Genomic DNA, 19,937 nt, shown 5'->3' with positions numbered 1-19,937 from the left:
ACTGGATAACTTATACAGTGACAACGTTCTGGTTTGCCTTGCCGGGGGCCGAAACGTTTTTTTGTCGGTGGTCAGTTTGACAGGGGTCGGCATTTCGCGTATGTTTCCGCGCCTTTCCCGTTCCGGGTGGCGAAGAGGCCAACGCGCGGACGGAGTTCAGTCATCAGGCATTCGGGGTAACCGGCCATGAAACGTACCTTTCAACCGAGCAATCTGAAGCGTGCACGTACCCACGGCTTCCGCGCCCGCATGGCGACCCGTGCTGGCCGCAAGATCATCAATGCCCGTCGCCGCAAGGGTCGTGCCCGCCTGGCACCCTGAGCGACGGCACTTAGGACATGCAGACAGCGAAGGCCGGGGACGGGCAACCGTCCCGGGCCTTTTCGCGTGACCGGCGCCTGCTGCACGCGGCCGATTTTCGTCATGTCTTCGCCGACCCGGTGCGTTCGTCCGATCGCTATTTTACCGTGTTGGCCCGCCCTGCCCGCGAAACCCGATCCCATTCCCGGCTGGGCCTGGCGATTGCCCGCAAGCAGTTACGTCGCGCGGTCGACCGCAATCGCATCAAGCGTCTGATCCGCGAATATTTCCGCTTGCACGTGGCGGGTGGGCAGGAAGACCCGGCGCTGGACTTCGTGGTGATGGCACGGGCTGCCGTCCGGGATACTGGCGCCGAGACCTTGCGCCGTTCGCTGGCCGCGCACTTCGCGCGCCTGCAAAGCCGCCTCGCCAGACAGCCCGAGTGACACCGGGGCGCCTGCTGGCTTACACTTCGCGCCTTGCGGCCCGCGGCGGTGGGCGCGACGACCCGCTAATCGAGATTTCGGATCATCAATTCCTATGGATAACATACGTCTGTTGCTGTTCATGGCCCTGGCCTTCGTGTCCCTGATGATCTGGGAGGCCTGGCAGGAGGACTACGTACTGCCCCAGCAGCAGGCCGCAGGCGGAAGTGATGTCACCGCAGTGCCCGAAACGCCCGACGAGAATGTGGCCACGTCGGCAGTGGGCGATGTCGTGGCGGGGACGCAAGCGGCAACCGGGCGCCTGGTGCGGGTGCATACCGACACCCTTGATCTGTTGATCGATTCCCAGGGCGCGACCATCGCCGAGGCGCGACTGATCAAGTATCCTGTCTCGGTGGACCAGCCGGATGTCCCTACCCGCCTGATGAGCCGCGATCCCGACGATTTCTTCATCGCCCAGAGCGGCCTGATCGGCACAGCCGGCTCGCCTGCGCCCACGCACAAGGTGGCCTTCCAGACCGCACAGACCGAGTACCGCATGGGCGAGGGTGAAGACAGCCTGAGCGTGGACTTCACCTGGTCTTCTCCCGAGGGCGTCGAGGTGATCAAGCGCTATATCTTTACTCGTGGTCGCCACGCTTTCCGGCTCGAGGAGATCGTGCGCAACGGCTCCGACAAGGAATGGAAGGGCCGCGAATACCGCCAGCTGCAGCGCGGCGAGCCGCAAAAGAAGGGCAACGCGCTGATGGTTACCTTCACCGGCGGCGCCATCTGGACCCCGGAAGACAAGTACCACAAGGTCAAGTTCAGCGAACTGGCCGAGGGACAGCCCGACCTGGACGTCAAGGACGGCTGGTACGCCATGATCCAGCACTATTTCCTGGCTGCCTTCGTGCCGCCGCGCGGCGAGACCTGGCACTACTATGGCAAGGGTGTCGGCGAAGGCCGCTACGTGATCGGCGGTTATACCCCGGTGAAGACCGTGGCCCCTGGAGCGGAAGCTACCTTCGGAGGCACCGTCTTCGTGGGTCCCAAGCTGATGAGCGAACTGGAGACCGTGGCCGATGGCCTGGAACTCACTGTGGACTACGGCTGGCTGGTGTTCCTGGCCAAGCCCATCCACTGGATCCTCGAGGAGATCAACGCCTTCGTCGACAACTGGGGCTGGACCATCATCATCTTCACCATCCTCATCAAGCTGGCCTTCTTCAAGCTGTCCGAGACCAGCTACCGTTCCATGGCGCAGATGCGCAAGCTGGGGCCGCGCATCCAGGCCCTCAAGGACCGCTATGGGGACGACAAGCAGCGCATGCAGCAGGCGATGATGGAGATCTACAAGAAAGAGAAGATCAATCCGCTGGGCGGTTGCCTGCCCATGCTGGTACAGATCCCCTTCTTCATCGCACTCTACTGGGTACTGCTGGAAAACGTCGAGATGCGTCAGGCGCCCTGGATCCTGTGGATCAAGGACCTGTCCATCAAGGACCCCTATTTCGTGCTGCCGGTGATCATGTCGGTGTCCATGTTCGTGCAGCAGAAGCTCAACCCGGCGCCGCCCGATCCCATGCAGGCCAAGATCATGATGTATCTGCCGATCGTGTTCGGTGCCATGTTCGCCTTCTTCCCGGCAGGCCTGGTGCTCTACTGGGTGGTGAACAACATCCTCTCGATCGCCCAGCAGTGGGTCATCACCCGCCGTATCGAGCAGGGCGCCAAGACCTGAGGGCGTGACCAGGCACGCGACCGACACCATCGCTGCGATCGCCACCCCGCCGGGGCGTGGTGGTGTCGGCATCGTGCGCGTCTCCGGCCCGCAGGCCCTTGCCATCGGTCAGGCTGTCAGCGGGCGTGTCCCCGAGCCTCGCCGGGTGCTGTTCGCCACCTTCCGCGATGCCGAGGGTCAGCCCATGGACCAGGGCCTCCTGCTCGCCTTCCGTGCACCGCATTCGTTCACCGGCGAAGACGTGGTCGAACTCCAGGGCCATGGGGGGCCGGTGATCATGGACCTGCTGCTCGAGCGCTGCCTGCAACTGGGCGCGCGCCTTGCCCGTCCCGGGGAGTTCTCCGAGCGCGCCTATCTCAACGACAAGATCGACCTGGCCCAGGCCGAGGCCATCGCCGACCTGATCGACGCCGAGACCCGCGCCGGGGCACGCCTGGCCATGCGTTCGCTGGCGGGTGAATTCTCGCGCCGCATCGAGGCCCTGCGCGAGGCCATGATCCGGTTGCGCATGTACGTGGAAGCGGCCATCGACTTCCCGGAGGAAGAAATCGACTTCCTGGCCGACCACCGGGTGGCGAAGGATCTGCAATCGCTGATCGATCACCTCGCGCAGGTGCGCCAGAGCGCCGAGGTCGGCCGGGTGATGCGCGAAGGCATGACGCTGGTGATCGCCGGCCGTCCCAATGCCGGAAAATCCAGCCTCCTCAATGCCCTGGCCGGGGCCGAGCGGGCCATCGTCACCGAGGTGCCGGGCACCACTCGCGACACCCTGCGCGAGCAGATCCAGATCGACGGCATGCCGGTGCATCTCGTCGACACCGCCGGACTGCGCGAGACCGACGACCGGGTCGAGCGCATCGGCGTGGAACGCGCGCGCGCCGAGCTGGCCGCGGCCGATCGTATCCTCTGGGTGTACGACGGCGCGGCGGACCCGGGACATGCCGGTTTCGATCCTGCCGAACTGCCGGAGGGCGTGCCGGTGACCTTCGTGCACAACAAGGTCGATCTCAGTGGTGCGCAACCGGGGCTGGTCGAGGACGATGCCCAGGTGGAGGTCCGCATCAGTGCACGCCAGGGCCTGGGGATGGATGCCCTGCGCGACCACCTGCGCGCCTGCATGGGCCTGGACCGTGGCATCGAGGGCGAGTTCACGGCGCGTCGTCGTCACCTGGCGGCGCTGGAACGTGCCGCCGCCCATCTCGCCGATGGGCAGCAGGCACTGGAGAACGGCCTGGCCGGCGAGCTGCTGGCCGAAGACCTGCGTCTGGCCCAGCAGGCGCTGTCGGAGATCACTGGCGAGTTCAGCGCTGACGACCTGCTCGGCGAGATCTTCTCCAGTTTCTGCATTGGCAAGTGAAGGGGCGGCTGCGCATCGGGATCTTCGATTCGGGTATCGGCGGCCTGAGTGTGCTGCGGCATGCCGTCGCCCACTTGCCGGCGGACTATGTCTATGTCGCCGACTCGCGGCACGCGCCCTGGGGCGAGGCCGATCCCGATTGGGTGCGTAGCCGCAGCCTGGCGATTGCCCACCATCTGGCCGCGGAGGGCGTGGATGCGCTGGCCGCCGAGGCAGTGCGTGCGGCCCTGCCCGTCCCGGTGGTTGCCATGGAACCGGCGATCAAGCCGGCCGTCACCCGGAGCCGAAGCGGCCAGATTGCCGTGCTGGCGACCCGCAGCACCCTGCACAGCGCCCGTTACCGCCAGCTGCGCGCTCGGTTTGCGGCCTCTGTGCAGGTACACGAGCTGGCGCCCCACCACTGGATCGATGCCCTGGAGCAGGGGCGACAGGACGATCCGGCCTTCCGCGCGCGCCTGCGCCGAGACCTCGCGCCCCTGGTCGCGGCGGGCGTGGATACCTGGGTGCTGGCCTGCACCCATTTCCCGCTGCTGCTGCCGCAACTGCGCGCGCTGCTCGGCGAATCGGCCGTCCTGATCGACCCTGCCCCGGCGGTCACCGCGCAACTGGTGCGCGTGCTGGGGTGGGAGCCGTCGCCGCAACCCGCGTCCGCGCGCGTGCGCTTCCGTACCTCGGGTGATCCGGCCGCCCTGCGTGCACACCTGACGGGCCTGGGCCTGCGCGGCGCGGTCACCTCGCTGGCGGTGGTGGAGACAGGCGCAGCTGACGCAACTGGCGACGCAGGGCACGCAGCCGTTCGCGGGAAGGGTATGTCCGACCGTAGCGCAGGCTGATGTAGCCACGCACGAAGGCCTCGATGTTCGCACCCTGTTCCGGCCAGCGCGCCCGGGCCTGTTCGCCGGTCGCCAGCGGCCCGGCCCAGTCGGGCAGATCCAGTCCACCTTGTCGCAGCCGCTCCCGAAACCGCGCCCATAGCCGTTGCAGCGGGTCGCCCGGCCTGTGCCGGGGGAGTCGCGCCAGCAGCCAGAACAGGCCACCGAACAGGATGCCGCTACCCGCCGCCAGCAAGGCCGACACGTAGCCACTGGCCTGTGCCAGACCCAGCCAGGCGAGCAGCGAGCGCTGGGTCCCGGTGTCGAAGCCCAGCACCCAGCGATACCAGCCGAGGTCGACGCCATCCAGCAGCCAGCGGCCCTCGCGCGTCAACCCGGACCACCACCCACCGCTGGCTCCCAGGAAAACCACCTGCCCGTCCGTTGCCGAGGCTGCCCCGTCGATGCCGCGTTCCACCCGTTCCGGGGCTACCGCAGCGGTCGGGTCGATCCGCGTCCAGCCCTTCTCCGGCAGCCAGACCTCCACCCAGGCGTGGGCGTCGGACTGGCGCACCACCCAGTGATCGGCCAGGGAGTTGTAGCTGCCACCCTGGTAACCGGTGACGATCCGTGCCGGGATGCCCGCCAGGCGCATCAGCACGGCAAAACTGCCGGCATAGTGCTCGCAGAAACCGCGCCGGGAAGTGAACAGGAAATGCTCGACGGGATCGCCCCGGGCCACCCCGGGGGAGAGGGTGTAGACGAAGGGTTGTTCGTGGAAGAAGCGCAGGGCCTGTTCGACCACCGCCGCATCGTCGCCGGGATGGGCGCGGCGCCACTGCGTGGCCAGTGCCCGGGTACGTGGACCGACCTGCTCGGGCAGCTGCAGGCCCGCGCGCTGCTCCGCCGTGGACAGGGCGGGCAAGGTATAGCGGGTCCAGGAGGCGAAGGTGAAAGTGCGCCGTTCGCGCAGTGGCATCGCCAGTCGTGTCTGCCAGTCGGCATCCCGTGACAGGGGAGCCGGAACCTGCGCTGGCAGGTCGAGGGGAAAGACCCAGCGGCGGTTGCTCGGCTCCTGGGTGATTTCGTAACGCACGTGCGAGGCCGGATCCACACGCAGTGCAGGGGGCGGTCCGCGCGGGTCCCGGCGCCGCCAGGTGTGACCGTCGTAGCGCCACAGCACCGGTCCGCGCCAGTACAGCGCGTTGTTGGGCGGTGCCCGATCGGGGAAGCGCGCCCGGAAGGCGACCGCGTCGGAGCGCGCAAGCCGACCGATCTCGCCCATGCGCATCTCCCCGGAGATGCCGGTGCGCGTCCCTGCCCCTTCGAGTTCGATGCGCCACAGCGGAGCGTCCAGACGCGGGAAGAACAGGAACAGCAGCACTGCCAGCGGACCGGCTGCGAGGGCCAGCCGGGCGGTGTTGTGCGCCAGGGCACGCGGCTGCGGGTGGTCGAGGGAGAGGCCAGCCTGCAGGGCCAGCAGTACCAGCGCGAGGCCGAACAGGTACAGGGCAAGGCCCAGTCCCTGGTCGAACAGGAACTGGGTGAGGATCACGAAGTGCCCGAGCAGCAGGCTCAGGTAGAGGTCGCGCCGGCGTCGTGATTCGAGTTGCTTGAGCCCGAGCATCACCAGCAGCAGGGCAGAGCCGGCGACATGACCGCTGCGCACCGGCAGGCTCCAGAGCACCAGGCCCAGCCCGGCCAGGGTCAGGATGATCAGCAAGCCACGACCGGGCAATATCCTGGGTACGGCAATGGCTACCAGCCGCCAGAGCAGGGTGCCGAAAAAGAAGGCCACCGGCCAGATCCCCACGTGTGACAGGTGCGGCAGGCCGAGCGCGGCCAGGGTCAACAGCAGCCCGGGCATCAGCGCCGAGGGCGGTGGGCGTCCGGCCAGCGGGTCGAGGATCTTCATGCCGGGGGAGCCTCCGCCAGGTCGTGCAAGGCCAGGGCACGCAGACAGGCGTTGCGGTGCGCCACGCCGCGCGCGGGTCCCAGGGTCTGGCCGGGCAGGCGCAGCACCCAGGGCCGGTCTCCGCGCGCGGCCTCGAGGACCTCGGCGGTCATGCGCGAGAGCCGGGTCTCGGTGTCCGCCGGGGCATGGCTCGCCCAGTCGATGTGCAGAGGATGGTTGCGCTCGGGATCCTGGAAGAGCTTGGTCATCAGGCCGCGTTCGCGGGCCAGGCCCTTCCAGTCCACCCGTGCCAGTGAGTCCCCGGGACGGAATTCGCGCAGGCCCTGCCATTCCTCGTCGCCGACGACCTGGCGGCCGCTGCGGACCCGGTCGGGACGCGCCACCGCGAGGGGACGCGGATACACCAGCACCGGGGCCCTCACCTGGATCACCGCCCAGGCCAGGAACAGGCCCAGCGGATGACGGGTGGCGACCACCAGCTCGCCCGGCAGCGCCCAGCCGCGTCGCCGGGTGACAAAGGACAGCTGGATCTTCTGCTGGCGCGCGTCCAGGTCGTGCAGCACGGCCTGTTCGCCCAGTTGCACGACCACGCCGGGACGGTGTCCACCCTCCAGTCGCAGGTGCAGTTGCACGGCTTCGCCGGCGAACACCGGTTCCGGCGGCAGGAGCGCAATGCGCAATCCATGCAGGTTGCGCCAGGTGAGAAAGAGCGCGGCCAGGCCGCAGCCAGCGAGCAGGAAGGTGAGGAGATAGGCGGGATTGTTGGCATAGTTGGTCGCGGCGACGAGCATCAGCAGGATCGTCACGCCATACAGCCAGCCGAAGCGGGTGGGCAGGATGTAGAGATGCCGGGCATCGATTGCCAGTGGTCGGCCCGGGCGCAGCGACAGGCGGCGCAGCAGCCGGTCGATTCCGCTCACGGCACCGGTACGCCTTCGAGCAGGCTGCGTGCACTGTCCACGCCCTCGATGCTACCCAGGCGGTGATCCACCACCGCAGCCAGTACCGCCTGCACATGGTCGGGCAGCACCCGGGTCTCACCGTGCAGCAGGGCCCAGGCACGGGATGCCGCCAGCAGGCCGAGGCCGGCGCGCGGCGACAGTCCCGGTTGCCAGGGGCCGGCCTCGCGACTGAATTGCAGCAGGGCCTGAACGTAGTCGATCAGTGCCGGCGCGACATGCACCTGCGCGGCTTCCTCCTGCCAGGCGAGCAGGGTGCGGTCGTCGGCCAGCGGCAGCAGTTCCTCCAGCTGCCGGCGTCGGTCACCCTCGGCGAGCAGGCGGCGCTCGGCCTGCGGGTCGGGGTAACCGATGTGCAGGCGCATCAGGAAGCGGTCGAGCTGGGACTCGGGAAGTGGATAGGTGCCGGCCTGGTGCAGCGGGTTTTGGGTGGCAATCACGAAGAACGGATGGGGCAGCGGCCAGGTGTGGCCATCGGCGGTGACCTGGTGTTTTTCCATGGCTTCGAGCAGAGCGCTCTGGGTCTTGGGCGTGGCGCGATTGATCTCGTCGGCCAGCAGCAGTTGGCTGAAGATCGGACCCTTGTGGAAATGGAAGCTGCCGTCCTCGCGGTCGTAGATCGATACGCCCAGGATGTCCGCCGGGAGCATGTCGCTGGTGAACTGCACGCGCTGGTATTCCAGCCCCAGCAGCCGCGCCAGCGCGTGTGCCAGCGTGGTCTTGCCCACGCCCGGCACGTCCTCGATCAGCAGGTGACCGCGCGCCAGCAGGCAGGCAAGCGCCAGTTCGATGACCTCGTGCTTGCCGACGATGATCTCGCTCAGCGCCTCGACCACGCCACGCAGGCGCGAGGCCGCAGAGCCGTTACCCTTCATCCGGTGCCCTCGACCCGGATGGAACGGATCTCCAGGTCGCCGCTGTCGTGTTGCAACTCCAGCCAGGGATAGCCGTCACGGAAGGCACGGTCGCGTACCGTGAACAGTACGGTCTCGTCGATCGCCACGCTCACCGTGCCGTCGGGCCGCTGCTGCCAGACCAGGTCGTGCAGCGCGCCGTCGCCCAGCCGGCCCTTCAGCGGCTGACTTTCGACCACCGCACTGCGCCCACGGCGAATGCGTTGCAGCTCGACGAAGCCACGCTTGCCGGTCTCGACGATCAGCCGATAGCCATAGCGGCCCCGGGTGTCCTGCAACAACGCGATGGCCAGCCGGGTGGGCGGTTCGCTGCTGGCGCGCAGGGTGGCGGTGAGCGCAAAGGCATTGGTCGCGCTGGCCTTGACGCGCAGTCGGTCGGGCCCGCTGGCCAGGCGCAGGCGATCCTGCTCGGCGGCGGGCCGCCCATCGTCCTGCGCCTCGCGCGAGGTCGGTCCCAGTGCCTGTTCGAGCAGGACACCCACCAGTGCCACGCCGAGGTCGGCCGGGTCGGCCGGACCCTGCGCGGCATCGTCATTGCGGCCTGCGTCGCTTGCCGCGTCGACCGGCCGGTCCCAGGCTACCAGGCCCCGACTGCGTCGCACGGTGAAACGGCCCTCGATCAACTGCCAGGCCGGCTTGCGGGTGAAGTCGCCATCGCGGAAGTCATCGAACAGCAGGGTGCGGGTCCAGGGGCGGTCGTAACGCGCCACCAGGTCGTCCAGCGCGCGTTGCAGCCAGCGATCGGCGGCGCGCTGTTCGCGGGATTTCTGCGCAAGTGCCCGCAACTCCTCAAGCAGGGCCTGTTCACGGTCGGCAGCGGTCACCGCTCCGCCGAGCAGCAGGCCGAAACACAACAGAAAAACGCAAGCGGACCTCATGGGACAACTCCCTGTTCAACCGAGATGCGGCCAGTGTAGCGCAGCTCCTGTCGGCCTTCAGTCACCCGCTGTCGCGGGGGATGCGAAACCGTTCACTCCGCGAGCCGTTCCTCGATCGCCGCTTCGATGGCGCGCCGGCCGGCCACAGTGCCAAAGCCCGCACGGCCTGTGCCGTAGATCACAGCGGTTTTTCGCTAGAATAAAGGGTTTACCATCCTTCGAGCGCTTTTTTCAGCCATGTTCCATGCCGAGTCCTTCGATGTGATCGTCATCGGTGGCGGCCACGCCGGTACTGAGGCCGCGCTGGCGTCCGCGCGCATGGGTGCCCACACCCTGCTGCTCACCCACAACATCGATACCCTGGGGGCGATGAGCTGCAACCCGGCGATCGGCGGCATCGGCAAAGGGCACCTGGTACGCGAGATCGACGCACTGGGCGGGCTGATGGCGCAGGCGGCGGATCGCGCGGGCATCCAGTTCCGCACGCTCAACGCGCGCAAGGGTCCTGCGGTGCGCGCCACCCGCGCCCAGGCCGACCGCACCCTGTACCGTGCGGCGGTGCGCCAGGCACTGGAGAACCAGCCGAATCTCGCGCTGTTCCAGCAGGCGGTCGATGACCTGATCGTCGAGTATGACCGGGTGGTCGGCGTGGTCACCACCATGGGGCTGAAGTTCCGCGCCCGCGCGGTGGTGCTCACTGTGGGCACCTTTCTCGGCGGGCGCATCCATATCGGGCTGGAGAACTATCCGGGTGGACGCGCCGGCGATCCGCCGGCCAATGCGCTGGCGGCACGCCTGCGTGAGCTGCCCTTCCGCGTGGAGCGCCTGAAGACCGGCACCCCGCCGCGCATCGACAAGCGTTCGGTGGACTTCAGCGTACTGGAGGTCCAGCCCGGGGACGACCCGGCGCCGGTGTTCTCCTTCCTCGGTCGGCGTGAGGACCATCCGCCGCAGGTGCTCTGTCATATTGCACGCACCACCGCGCGCACCCACGAGATCATCCGCGGCGCACTGGACCGCTCGCCCATGTATGCGGGGGTGATCGAGGGTGTGGGTCCGCGCTACTGCCCCTCCATCGAGGACAAGGTGGTGCGCTTCGCCGACCGCGATTCGCACCAGATCTTCATCGAGCCGGAAGGCCTGGAGAGCAACGAACTGTATCCCAACGGTATCTCTACCTCGTTGCCCTTCGATGTGCAGTGGGAGCTGGTACGTTCGATGAAGGGCTTCGAGAACGCGCGCATCACCCGCCCGGGCTATGCCATCGAGTACGACTTTTTCGACCCGCGCGACCTGAAGGCCTCGCTGGAGACGAAGTTCATCGAAGGCCTGTTCTTCGCCGGACAGATCAACGGCACCACCGGTTACGAGGAGGCCGCGGCGCAGGGCCTGCTGGCCGGGGCCAATGCCGCGCTGCTGGTGAGCGAGCGCGAGCCCTGGTGTCCGCGCCGCGACCAGGCCTATCTCGGCGTGCTGGTGGACGATCTCATCACCCGCGGCACCCAGGAGCCCTACCGCATGTTCACCTCGCGTGCCGAGTATCGCCTGATGCTGCGCGAGGACAACGCCGATCTGCGGCTCACCGGGATCGGCCGCGAGCTGGGGCTGGTGGACGATGTCCGCTGGGCCTTCTTCGAGCGCAAGCGCGAGGCCATCGAGCGCGAGCAACAGCGCTTGCGCGATACCTGGGTGCGCCCCGGTGAGATCGCCCCGGAACGCGCGCGCGAGCTGCTGGGCGACGAACTGCGTCGCGAGACCCGCGCCCTGGAGCTGATCGCCCGTCCGCAGAGCAGCTACGCGGCAGTCTGCCAGCTGGTTGGTGAGGGTGACATCGACCCGGACCTGCGTGAGCAGGTCACCGAGCAGGTGGAGATCCAGGCCAAGTACGCCGGCTACATCGACCGCCAGCGCGACGAGGTGGAGCGTGCGCGCCAGGCCGAGGCAGTACGCCTGCCGCCCGACCTCGACTACTGCCAGGTCAAGGGCCTGTCGGCCGAGATCACCGAGAAGCTGGCACGCCACCGTCCCGAGACGCTCGGCCAGGCCGGGCGCATCCCCGGCGTCACCCCGGCGGCGCTGTCGCTGCTGCTGGTCCACCTGAAGAAACGATCCGCCTGAAGGAGAACCTCGTGCTCATCGTCCTATCGCCCGCCAAGAAGCTTGATTACGACACCCCGGCGCCGACCGAAGACCACACCCTGCCCGAGCTGCTCGAGCACAGCCAGCCGCTGATCGACATCCTGCGCGGGCTATCGGTCGAGGAGATCGCCGGCCTGATGAAGCTCAGTGACAAGCTCGCCCGCCTCAATCACGAGCGCTACCAGGCCTGGACCACGGACATCACCCCCGAGAACGCCAAGCAGGCGCTGTTCGCCTTCAAGGGCGATGTCTACACCGGGCTCAATGCCGACCAGTTCGAGCACGACGACATCGCCTTCGCCCAGGACCACCTGCGTATCCTCTCCGGGCTGTACGGGGTGCTGCGCCCACTGGACCTGATGCTGCCCTACCGACTGGAGATGGGCACTGCACTGGCCAATCCGCGCGGGCGCAATCTCTACGACTACTGGGGTGAGATCATCACCGACAGACTCAACGCGGCGCTGGCGGCACAGGGTGATGACGTGCTGGTGAACCTCGCCTCCAACGAATACTTCAAGGCCGTGCGCCCGAAAAAACTGGCCGGGCGCATCATCACCCCCCAGTTCAAGGAACGCCGCGACGACGGCAGCTACAAGATGATCGGCATCTACGCCAAGAAGGCGCGCGGCCTGATGAGCCGCTATGCCATCGTCAACCGCCTGAAAGACGTCGAGGCGTTGAAGGACTTCGATTATGCGGGTTATGCCTTCAACCCGGAGCTCTCGAAGGACGATACCTGGGTGTTCACCCGCGGCTGAACGGCGCTCGAAAGCGGCGCAGCAGGGCCTTTTCCGCCTCCACGATCAGAAACACCGCGACCCCGCCCCCGAGGATGCTGAGCCAGTGTGCACCGTCGAGCGTGACGCTGGCGAACAGCCGTTGCAGGGGTGCGAGGTCGGTAAAGGCGAATTGCAGGAGGCTGACCATCGCGACGGCGGCCAGGGCGGCACGACTGCCGAGCAGGCCGCTCCGGCTCAGGCTGGAAGCAGCGAGGAAGCGGCTGTTGAACAGGTAGGCGATCTCGCCGCCGACCAGCGCGTTCACGGCGATGGTGCGTGCGAGCTCCAGACTGACCCCCTGCTCCAGCCACCAGGCGAACAGACCGTAGCTGTAGATCAGCAGCAGGGTCGAGACGAACAGCACCCGCCAGAGCAGAAAGGCGTCGAGCAGACGTTCCGAGCGTGCGCGCGGTGGTCGCCGCATGATATCCGGCTCTGCCGGTTCGAACGCCAGCGCCACCGCCAGCGTTACCGCCGTGACCATGTCCACCCACAGGATCTGCACCGGTGACAGCGGGAGCACCTGGCCCAGGGCCATGGCGAGGATCAGGATCAATGCTTCGGCACCATTGGTGGGGAGGATGAACAGGATCGCCTTGCGGATATTGTCATAGATGGTGCGACCCTCCTCGATGCCGGCGACGATGGATGCGAAGTTGTCGTCCACCAGCACCATGTCGGCCGCTTCGCGTGCCGTCTCGGTACCCTTGCAACCCATCGCGATACCGACGTCGGCGCGTTTCAGGGCCGGTGCATCGTTGATGCCATCGCCGGTCATGGCGACGGTCTTCTGTGCGTCCTGCAATGCCTCCACCAGCCGCAGCTTTTGTTCGGGACTGGTACGGGCAAAGATATCGACATCGAGTGCCAGTGCACGCAGGTGATGCTGGTCCGCCTGTTCGATCTGTTCGCCGCCGACCGCCCGATCACCGTCGCCGATGCCCAGGGTCCTGCCGATCGCTGCCGCTGTCACCGCGTGATCACCGGTGATCATCTTGACCCGAATACCCGCCTGCCGGCACTCGGCGACCGCGGCGATCGCCTCCTCTCGCGGCGGGTCGATGAGGCCGATCAGGCCGAGCAGTTGCAGATCCTGCAACTCCTCCAGGTCGAGATGTCGCTCATCGCTGTCGAATGCCCGTTGTGCCAGGGCGAGTACGCGGTATCCGTTACGCGCCAGAGCGTGCAGCCGGGCCTCCCATGCCGGGGACTCGAAAGGGGTAGCGTCGGCGAGCTGGGTGCATCGCCGGAATACGATCTCGGGCGCGCCTTTCACGAAGACCCGGGCGCGGTCGTCGGGGCCCTGGTGCAAGGTGGCCATCAGGCCGTTGTGCGAATCGAAGGGGAGCACGTCGAGACGTGGCCATCTTGCCCGCTCACGGTGCAGATCGAAACCGGCCTTCAGGGCCGCGGTGAGCAGGGCGATCTCGGTAGGATCACCTCGCCAGATCCAACCCTCGGCGTCGTGATCGAGGCTGGCGTCGTTGCACAGCAGCCCGGCACGCAGCAGCTCGAGCAGTTCCGGGTGTGTCGGGGGGCTCACCGGCCCGGTTGCATCCTCGAAGCCGCCATGCGGTACATAGCCGGTGCCACTGACCTGATAGCGGTTGCGTATCGTCTCCGCGCGTAGCACCGTCATCTCGTTGCGGGTCAGGGTGCCGGTCTTGTCGGAGCAGATGACACTCACCTCACTGAGCGTCTCCACCGCTGGCAGGTTGCGGATCACGACCTTGCGTTGAGTCATGCGTTGCACACCCAGCGCGAGCGTGGCCGTGATGATCGCGGGCAGGCCCTCGGGAATGGCGGCTACCGCCAGCGCGACCGCCGCCAGGAAGACCTCGCCGGGAGGTTGCCCGTGGAGGAAGATCCCCAGGGCAAGGAACAGTCCGGCAACCCCGAGGATGCCGATCGTGAGCACGCGTCCCAGCTGTTGTATCTGTCGAACCAGCGGCGTGGTGAGCGGCTGCACTTTCGCCAGCAGACCACTGATATGCCCGATCTCGGTCTGCTCTCCGGTTGCTGCCACGATCCCGAGCCCCTGCCCGGCCACCACGCTGGTGCCTGCGTGTGCCATGTTGTACCGATCGCCCAGGGACATGCCCGACAGGACCGGCTCGCTCTGTTTGTCGGCGGCCTGGGACTCGCCGGTCAGCAATGACTCGTCGATGCGCAATTCGCGTGCCTGCAACAGCCGAAGATCGGCTGGTACGCGGTCGCCAGCCATCAGCTGCACGATATCGCCGGGCACCAGCTTCTCGGCGGGCAGCTCGCGGAAATGGCCGTCCCGCAGTACCGTGGCGCGCGGGGAGAGCAGGCGTGAGAGGGCGCGCATCGCCAGTTCGGCCCGGTGTTCCTGCACGAAGCCGATCAGGGCATTGATCACGACTATGCCGAAGATCACCGAGGCATCGATGCGGTGTCCCAGAAAGAGGGTGATCCCTCCTGCGACCAGCAGGATATGGATCAGCAGATTGTCGAACTGTGCCAGCAGGCGTCGCCACAGGCTCTTGCCTTCCGGGGGGGCGCAGCTGGTTCGGTCCGTAGCGTTGCGTGCGTCGCCGGGCCTCGTCGGAACTCAAGCCGGTCTCGCTCCCATGCAGGCGACGCAGGACCTCTGCCACCGGGAGCGCGTGCCAGGCTGTTGTCGTGCGGGATGCGGATTCGGTCATCTCGGGACTCCGGGCACGACGTGTCTGTCCCGTCACGCTAGCACCCGTGACGGGTATTGTCCCGAGAGATTTTCCCCGGGCCGGAGCTTGTATCTTTCGAGACCACCGTGCGAGGTACTGAGGCACGATGTGTCCGGCGATGCGTGCCCGTGGCGGCTTGCCCGAGACGCGTCCCTCGATACCGACTGGCTGCCCCTGTTGGCGCGTCTCCCGAAGTGGTGGCGTGGGCAGGGTCGGGCTCGGCACCCTCTCCTCGTAACACCACTTTGCGTTCCTGGTCGAGGATGATCAGCGAGCGCGGGCGAGGCATGGCTGCACGCAGCGGTATCGGTGAAGGCTCGTCGTGCAGGTCCGGATGACGCGCATGGGTTCCTCCATGAGGGGCGAAAGCGTTTCCTTCACGAACGAGTATAGTCAGCCTGCACAAGAAGCGACCCAGGACTCATTTGCGCTGCGCCCGCTTGCGTGCCGGCCGGTCCAGACAGCGATCGAGCCAGTCATCGAGCGCGGGCCAGTCCTCGAGCGACAGGCGAGCCGGTCGCGCCCAGCTCAGCACCGCGGCGACGTTCAGATCGGCCACGGTGAAGCGTGTGCCGGCCAGCCAGTCGCGCTCGTCCAGTGCCCGCTCAAGCACGGCAAAGGGCTGGCGCAGGATGCCGCGATGGCGCGCGGCGCGTTCGGGGTTGCGTTGTTCCTCGGGCAGCAGGCGCTGGTGCATCAGCACCGTGAGCAGGGAGTGTTCGATTTCACTCATCACCCAGAAGGACCACTGCCAGGCGCGTCCCTCGTCTTCGACCGTGTCGGGCCAGAGCCCGGTATCGACGCCATAGCGACGGGCCAGGTAGAGATTGATGGCCATCGACTCCCACAGCACCAGCTCGCCATCGACCAGGGTGGGGATGCGGCCGTTGGGGTTGAGTTGCCGGTAGGCCGGCGCGTCCAGCGCCGCGTGGTCGCGGTAGTCGATCGGCTCGTGACGGTATTCGAGGCTCAGTTCCTCGAGCATCCACAGGCAGCGGAAAGTGCGGGAGGCGGCAATGCCGTAGAGGGTGATCATGAGACTGGTCCGGCGGTGGGAGTTTGCTCGATAATAGCAGCATGAAACCGCTTCCCGACGCCGATCCCGCGCGCTGGGGCCGGCAGCTCGACCAGGGGCTGCAGGCGCTGGAGCTGGATCTCGACACCTCCTCGCGCCAACGGCTGCTCGCCTATCTCGCCCTGTTGCACAAGTGGAATCGCGCCTACAACCTGACCGCGGTGCGCGACCCGGACGAGATGGTCTCCCGTCACCTTCTCGACAGCCTGTCCATCCTGCCCTGGGTGCGTGGGCCACGGGTGCTCGACGTGGGTACCGGTGCCGGCCTGCCCGGCATTCCGCTGGCGATCGCGTGTCCGGACAGCGACTTCGTACTGCTCGACTCCAACGGCAAGAAGACGCGCTTCGTGCAGCATGCGGTGATCGACCTGGGCCTGGACAATGTCGCGGTGGTGCAGGAGCGGGTCGAGCGCCTGGTCGACCCGGACGGCTTTCACACCATTACTTCGCGCGCCTTTGCCGACCTGCACCAGATGCTGCGTCTGACCCAACACCTGCATGCCCCCGGCGGCTGTTGGGCGGCCATGAAGGCCGGGCTGGAAGAACTGCAACGCGAACCCCTGCCTCCCGGGCTGGCCGCCGAGGTGATCCCGCTGCGCGTGCCGGGCATCACCGGGCGGCGGCACCTGGTGCGGGTGTGCGAGGCGTCCTGAGGTTCGGGTTGTCGTCGATGGTCAAGCCCGTGTTCTCTGGTCTATGATGGCCGGCCCGGCCAGGACAATCACAACCGGTACACCGCCATGGGACGAATCATCTGTGTCGCCAACCAGAAGGGGGGCGTGGGCAAGACCACCACCGCCGTCAACCTGGCTGCCTCGCTGGCGGACATGCGGCAGCGGGTGTTGCTCATCGACCTCGACCCCCAGGGTAATGCCACCATGGGTTGCGGGGTGGACAAGCACGCGCTGGAAGTCTCGGCACTGGAGGTGTTGCTGGGCGAGGTACCGGCGCGCCAGGCCATCGTGCGTGGCGCCGAGGGGCTGTTCGCGGTGCTGCCCTCGAACAGCGACCTGACCGCCGCCGAGGTGCGCCTGCTGGATGCGCCGATGCGCGACAAGCGCCTGCACCTGGCGCTGGAGCCGGTGCGCCGGGAGTACGACTACATCCTGATCGACTGCCCGCCTTCGTTGAACATGCTCACGGTCAACGCACTGGTGGCCTCCGACGGCGTGCTGGTGCCGATCCAGACCGAGTACTATGCGCTCGAAGGCTTGTCCGCGCTGCTCGACACCATCGAGCAGATCCGGGCGCATCGCAATCCCCGTCTCGAGCTGGAGGGTATCGTGCGCACCATGCACGATCCACGCAACAACCTGGCCAACGAGGTCTCCTACCAGCTCATCGGGCATTTTCGCGACAAGGTGTTTCGCACCATCATTCCGCGCAACGTGCGCGTGGCCGAGGCGCCCAGTCATGGCCTGCCGGTGATGCTGTATGATAAGCAGTCGCGCGGTGCGGTCAGCTACATGGCGCTGGCCTCCGAGCTGACCCGCCGGCATCGAACCCAACCCGTTTCGGCACAGACCTGATCATGGCAAAGAAGAGAGGCCTCGGACGCGGACTGGATGCGCTGCTGGGCGCGACCCGCGAGGCGGCATCCGACACCCCGCCGGCGCCCGAGCGCGCTGCGGCGACCCCGACCCAGCGGCTGCCGGTAGAGCAGATTCAGCGAGGCCGTTACCAGCCGCGCCGGCATTTTGACGAGGACAAGCTGCGCGAGCTGGCCGATTCCATCACAGCCCAGGGCATGGTGCAGCCGATCGTGGTGCGTCCGGTGGATGGCGGCCGTTACGAGATCATTGCCGGCGAGCGCCGCTGGCGCGCCGCCCAGCTCGCGGGTCTGGCCGAGGTGCCGGTCGTGGTGCACGAAGTGGACGACCAGACCGCCATGGCCATGGCGCTGATCGAAAACATCCAGCGCGATGATCTCAACCCGCTGGAAGAGGCGTCTGCCCTGCACCGGTTGCTCGACGAGTTCGGTCTGACCCATCAGCTGGTGGCGCAGGCGGTCGGCAAGTCGCGCACCACCGTGACCAACCTGCTTCGCCTGCTGGAGTTGGCGCCCGGTGTCAAGGAGCTGGTCGAACAGGGCGAGCTCGAGATGGGCCATGCCCGCGCCCTGCTGGCGCTCAAGGACGAGGCAGTGCAACTGCAGGCGGCGCGTGAGGTGGCGTGCAAGGGCCTGTCGGTGCGCGAGACCGAAGCCCTGGTGCGGCGGTTGAACGACCCGCCGAAAAAAACCACGGCCGCGCCGGCCAAGGAAGATCCCGACATCCGCCGCCTGCTCGACGACCTCACCGAACGCCTGGGCGCGCGGGTCACCCTCAAGCAAGGCAAGGGCGGCAAGGGCCGTCTCGAGATCGCCTACAACAGCCTCGACGAGCTCGAGGGCATCCTCGCTCACATCAAGTAGGAGACCCCTCCCCGGGTCGAACCCCTCGGGGCGATGACGCCGTGCCTCGGAGTGCTTCTTGCTGCACCCTGACAGGGTCGCCAACCCTCTCAGGGCGGGAATGCGGACGACCGCAACATCTCATCCTGTTCTCCGGCGTCGGGCCTCCCCTGCTCCCTGACTGCGCAACCCATGTGATTTTTTATCAAACTATCGTTTGACCTTATTACATCATCTGCTTATACTGCGCCCCGCTTTGACGTGCCGGAACGGGTACCTGGCGGACCACAGCATGCACAACACGGATACCCGACGCGCCAGCCGTCTGGTGGTGGCCCAGGCGATCGCCATGCTGGTCATCGCGGGGCCTGCCGCCCTGCTGGGATGGCGGATCGCGCGGGACGTGCTGATCGGCGGCAGTGCCGCCACGCTGGGTAGCGCGGTGTTCGCTCTCTGGGTGTTTGGTGCCTACCGGGCGCAGGAGCCTGGCCGGCTGGTGGCACGTTTCTATGGTGGCGAGCTGGCCAAGATTCTGACTGTCGCCACGGTATTCGGCCTGGCGGTGGCCTGGCTGGAAGACATCAACCCGGTGGCCGTGTTCGGCGCGTTTTTGATCGTACAGGTTTTACCCCCGCTGCTGGCGAATCGTATCGCCCGCTGAGAGACAGAAGATGGCTGGTAACGAAATCACCTCTGCGGAATACATCAAGCACCACCTGACCAACCTCACCTTCGGCAACCACCCGGATCACGGCTGGATGCTGGCGCACACCGCCGAGGAAGCGAAGGAAATGGGTTTCTGGGCCATCCATGTCGACACCCTCTTCTGGTCCATCAGCCTGGCGTCGCTGTTCGCCTTCTATTTCTACAAGGCCGCAAAGAAGGCCAGTGCCGGTGTACCCAGTGGCCTGCAGAACTTCGTCGAGATGATCGTCGAGTTCGTCGACGAGAGCGTGCGTGGCTCCTTCAGTGCCAAGAACGACCTGGTGGCCCCGTTGGCGCTGACCATCTTCGCCTGGGTGTTCCTGATGAATCTCATGGACCTGGTGCCTGTGGATCTGATCCCCTGGATCAGCAGTGCGCTCGGCATCCATTATATGAAGGTGGTGCCCAGCACCGATCCCAACGTCACCTTTGCCATGGCCTTCGGTGTGTTCTTCCTGATCATCTTCTACAGTATCAAGATGAAGGGCGTGGGTGGCTTCGTGGGCGAGCTGACCGGCATGCCGTTCCAGACCAACAATCTCCTGCTCAAACCCTTTACTACGGTCATCAACCTGATCCTGGAGGGCGTAAACCTGATCGCCAAGCCCATCTCGCTGTCGCTGCGTCTGTTCGGCAACATGTATGCCGGCGAGATGATCTTCATCCTGATCTCGCTGATCTACAGCGCCGGCTGGGTAATGGGTATTTTCGGCGGGACCCTGCAACTGGTGTGGGCCATCTTCCACATCTTGGTCATCACGCTGCAGGCGTTCATCTTCATGACGCTGACCATCGTGTACCTCGACATGGCGCACGCCGAACACCACTGATTTCGAACTGATCTTCAACT

18 protein-coding genes and 1 pseudogene are annotated in these 19,937 nt (G+C 66.6%); 12 read left to right on the top strand and 7 right to left on the bottom strand.

Going from position 1 to position 19,937, the window contains the following annotated elements:
- Positions 1–186 precede the first annotated feature (186 nt).
- The 5 genes from rpmH to EBS_RS13780 all read left to right on the top strand — a co-directional run bounded on the left by rpmH (position 187) and on the right by EBS_RS13780 (position 4,659).
- Positions 187–321 carry a 50S ribosomal protein L34 gene (rpmH, locus tag EBS_RS12565; RefSeq protein ID WP_043108980.1) on the top strand — a complete coding sequence of 45 codons (135 nt, stop codon included), beginning with the start codon at positions 187–189 and terminating at the stop codon, positions 319–321.
- 17 nt (positions 322–338) lie between these two features.
- Positions 339–746 carry a ribonuclease P protein component gene (rnpA, locus tag EBS_RS12560; RefSeq protein WP_070104742.1) on the top strand — a complete coding sequence of 136 codons (408 nt, stop codon included), beginning with the start codon at positions 339–341 and terminating at the stop codon, positions 744–746.
- Positions 747–840: 94 nt separating this feature from the next.
- Complete coding sequence (yidC, locus tag EBS_RS12555; protein ID WP_043108979.1) at positions 841–2,469, top strand: membrane protein insertase YidC; 1,629 nt, start codon at positions 841–843, stop codon at positions 2,467–2,469.
- Between the two features lie 4 nt (positions 2,470–2,473).
- Complete coding sequence (gene mnmE / locus EBS_RS12550) at positions 2,474–3,826, top strand: tRNA uridine-5-carboxymethylaminomethyl(34) synthesis GTPase MnmE (protein WP_043108978.1); 1,353 nt, start codon at positions 2,474–2,476, stop codon at positions 3,824–3,826.
- Positions 3,823–4,659 (top strand): glutamate racemase, encoded by an 837-nt coding sequence (locus tag EBS_RS13780; RefSeq protein ID WP_148307768.1) that lies wholly within the window; start codon positions 3,823–3,825, stop codon positions 4,657–4,659. Before mnmE ends, EBS_RS13780 begins: the two co-directional genes overlap by 4 nt.
- On the opposite strand, the gene EBS_RS12545 is transcribed toward EBS_RS13780, so the two are convergent.
- Genes EBS_RS12545 through EBS_RS12530 form a run of 4 tightly spaced genes read right to left on the bottom strand, consistent with a single transcriptional unit; the run spans position 4,556 to position 9,304 of the window.
- Positions 4,556–6,553: a transglutaminase family protein gene (locus tag EBS_RS12545; RefSeq protein WP_043108977.1), complete on the bottom strand. Its 1,998-nt coding sequence runs from the start codon at positions 6,551–6,553 to the stop codon at positions 4,556–4,558. The two genes, EBS_RS13780 and EBS_RS12545, sit on opposite strands and share 104 nt — an antisense overlap.
- Positions 6,550–7,473 (bottom strand): DUF58 domain-containing protein, encoded by a 924-nt coding sequence (locus tag EBS_RS12540; RefSeq protein WP_043108976.1) that lies wholly within the window; start codon positions 7,471–7,473, stop codon positions 6,550–6,552. The genes EBS_RS12545 and EBS_RS12540 overlap by 4 nt, the downstream gene beginning before the upstream one ends.
- Positions 7,470–8,387 carry an AAA family ATPase gene (locus EBS_RS12535; RefSeq protein ID WP_043108975.1) on the bottom strand — a complete coding sequence of 306 codons (918 nt, stop codon included), beginning with the start codon at positions 8,385–8,387 and terminating at the stop codon, positions 7,470–7,472. Before EBS_RS12535 ends, EBS_RS12540 begins: the two co-directional genes overlap by 4 nt.
- On the bottom strand, positions 8,384–9,304 hold the full coding sequence (locus tag EBS_RS12530; RefSeq protein WP_148307767.1) for a hypothetical protein: 921 nt from the start codon (positions 9,302–9,304) through the stop codon (positions 8,384–8,386). Before EBS_RS12530 ends, EBS_RS12535 begins: the two co-directional genes overlap by 4 nt.
- Before the next feature lie 237 nt (positions 9,305–9,541).
- Here EBS_RS12530 and mnmG point away from each other — a divergent pair, with 237 nt between their 5' ends.
- Positions 9,542–11,422 (top strand): tRNA uridine-5-carboxymethylaminomethyl(34) synthesis enzyme MnmG, encoded by a 1,881-nt coding sequence (mnmG, locus tag EBS_RS12525; RefSeq protein WP_043108973.1) that lies wholly within the window; start codon positions 9,542–9,544, stop codon positions 11,420–11,422.
- An 11-nt stretch (positions 11,423–11,433) separates the two neighbouring features.
- Positions 11,434–12,204 carry a peroxide stress protein YaaA gene (yaaA, locus tag EBS_RS12520; protein ID WP_043108972.1) on the top strand — a complete coding sequence of 257 codons (771 nt, stop codon included), beginning with the start codon at positions 11,434–11,436 and terminating at the stop codon, positions 12,202–12,204.
- Here the strand turns inward: yaaA and EBS_RS12515 are convergent.
- The 3 genes and pseudogenes from EBS_RS12515 to EBS_RS12510 form a co-directional block, all read right to left on the bottom strand.
- The gene (locus EBS_RS12515; protein ID WP_043108971.1) at positions 12,191–14,626 is read right to left on the bottom strand and encodes an HAD-IC family P-type ATPase; all 2,436 of its coding nucleotides are present in this window, start codon (positions 14,624–14,626) and stop codon (positions 12,191–12,193) included. The two genes, yaaA and EBS_RS12515, sit on opposite strands and share 14 nt — an antisense overlap.
- A 169-nt stretch (positions 14,627–14,795) precedes the next feature.
- Positions 14,796–14,894 (bottom strand): annotated as a pseudogene (locus EBS_RS14705) (hypothetical protein); the annotation flags it as partial.
- A gap of 442 nt (positions 14,895–15,336) precedes the next feature.
- Complete coding sequence (locus EBS_RS12510; RefSeq protein WP_043108970.1) at positions 15,337–15,951, bottom strand: glutathione S-transferase family protein; 615 nt, start codon at positions 15,949–15,951, stop codon at positions 15,337–15,339.
- A 41-nt stretch (positions 15,952–15,992) separates the two neighbouring features.
- Between EBS_RS12510 and rsmG the strand changes: the two genes are divergently transcribed.
- The 5 genes from rsmG to atpB all read left to right on the top strand — a co-directional run bounded on the left by rsmG (position 15,993) and on the right by atpB (position 19,917).
- Positions 15,993–16,643 carry a 16S rRNA (guanine(527)-N(7))-methyltransferase RsmG gene (rsmG, locus tag EBS_RS12505; RefSeq protein WP_043108969.1) on the top strand — a complete coding sequence of 217 codons (651 nt, stop codon included), beginning with the start codon at positions 15,993–15,995 and terminating at the stop codon, positions 16,641–16,643.
- A gap of 87 nt (positions 16,644–16,730) precedes the next feature.
- The gene (locus EBS_RS12500; RefSeq protein WP_043108968.1) at positions 16,731–17,519 is read left to right on the top strand and encodes a ParA family protein; all 789 of its coding nucleotides are present in this window, start codon (positions 16,731–16,733) and stop codon (positions 17,517–17,519) included.
- A 2-nt stretch (positions 17,520–17,521) separates the two neighbouring features.
- The gene (locus tag EBS_RS12495) at positions 17,522–18,403 is read left to right on the top strand and encodes a ParB/RepB/Spo0J family partition protein (RefSeq protein WP_043108967.1); all 882 of its coding nucleotides are present in this window, start codon (positions 17,522–17,524) and stop codon (positions 18,401–18,403) included.
- Positions 18,404–18,674: 271 nt separating this feature from the next.
- A complete protein-coding gene (locus EBS_RS12490) occupies positions 18,675–19,043 on the top strand; it encodes an ATP synthase subunit I (RefSeq protein WP_052199588.1) in 369 nt (122 codons plus the stop codon).
- 10 nt (positions 19,044–19,053) lie between these two features.
- Positions 19,054–19,917: a F0F1 ATP synthase subunit A gene (atpB, locus tag EBS_RS12485; protein ID WP_043108966.1), complete on the top strand. Its 864-nt coding sequence runs from the start codon at positions 19,054–19,056 to the stop codon at positions 19,915–19,917.
- Positions 19,918–19,937: the final 20 nt, after the last annotated feature.

Origin of the sequence: endosymbiont of unidentified scaly snail isolate Monju, assembly GCF_000801295.1 — a bacterium.
GTDB lineage: Bacteria > Pseudomonadota > Gammaproteobacteria > Chromatiales > Chromatiaceae > MONJU.
Note: the sequence above shows the minus strand (reverse complement) of the source record. Positions and strands in the feature narration are given on the sequence as shown.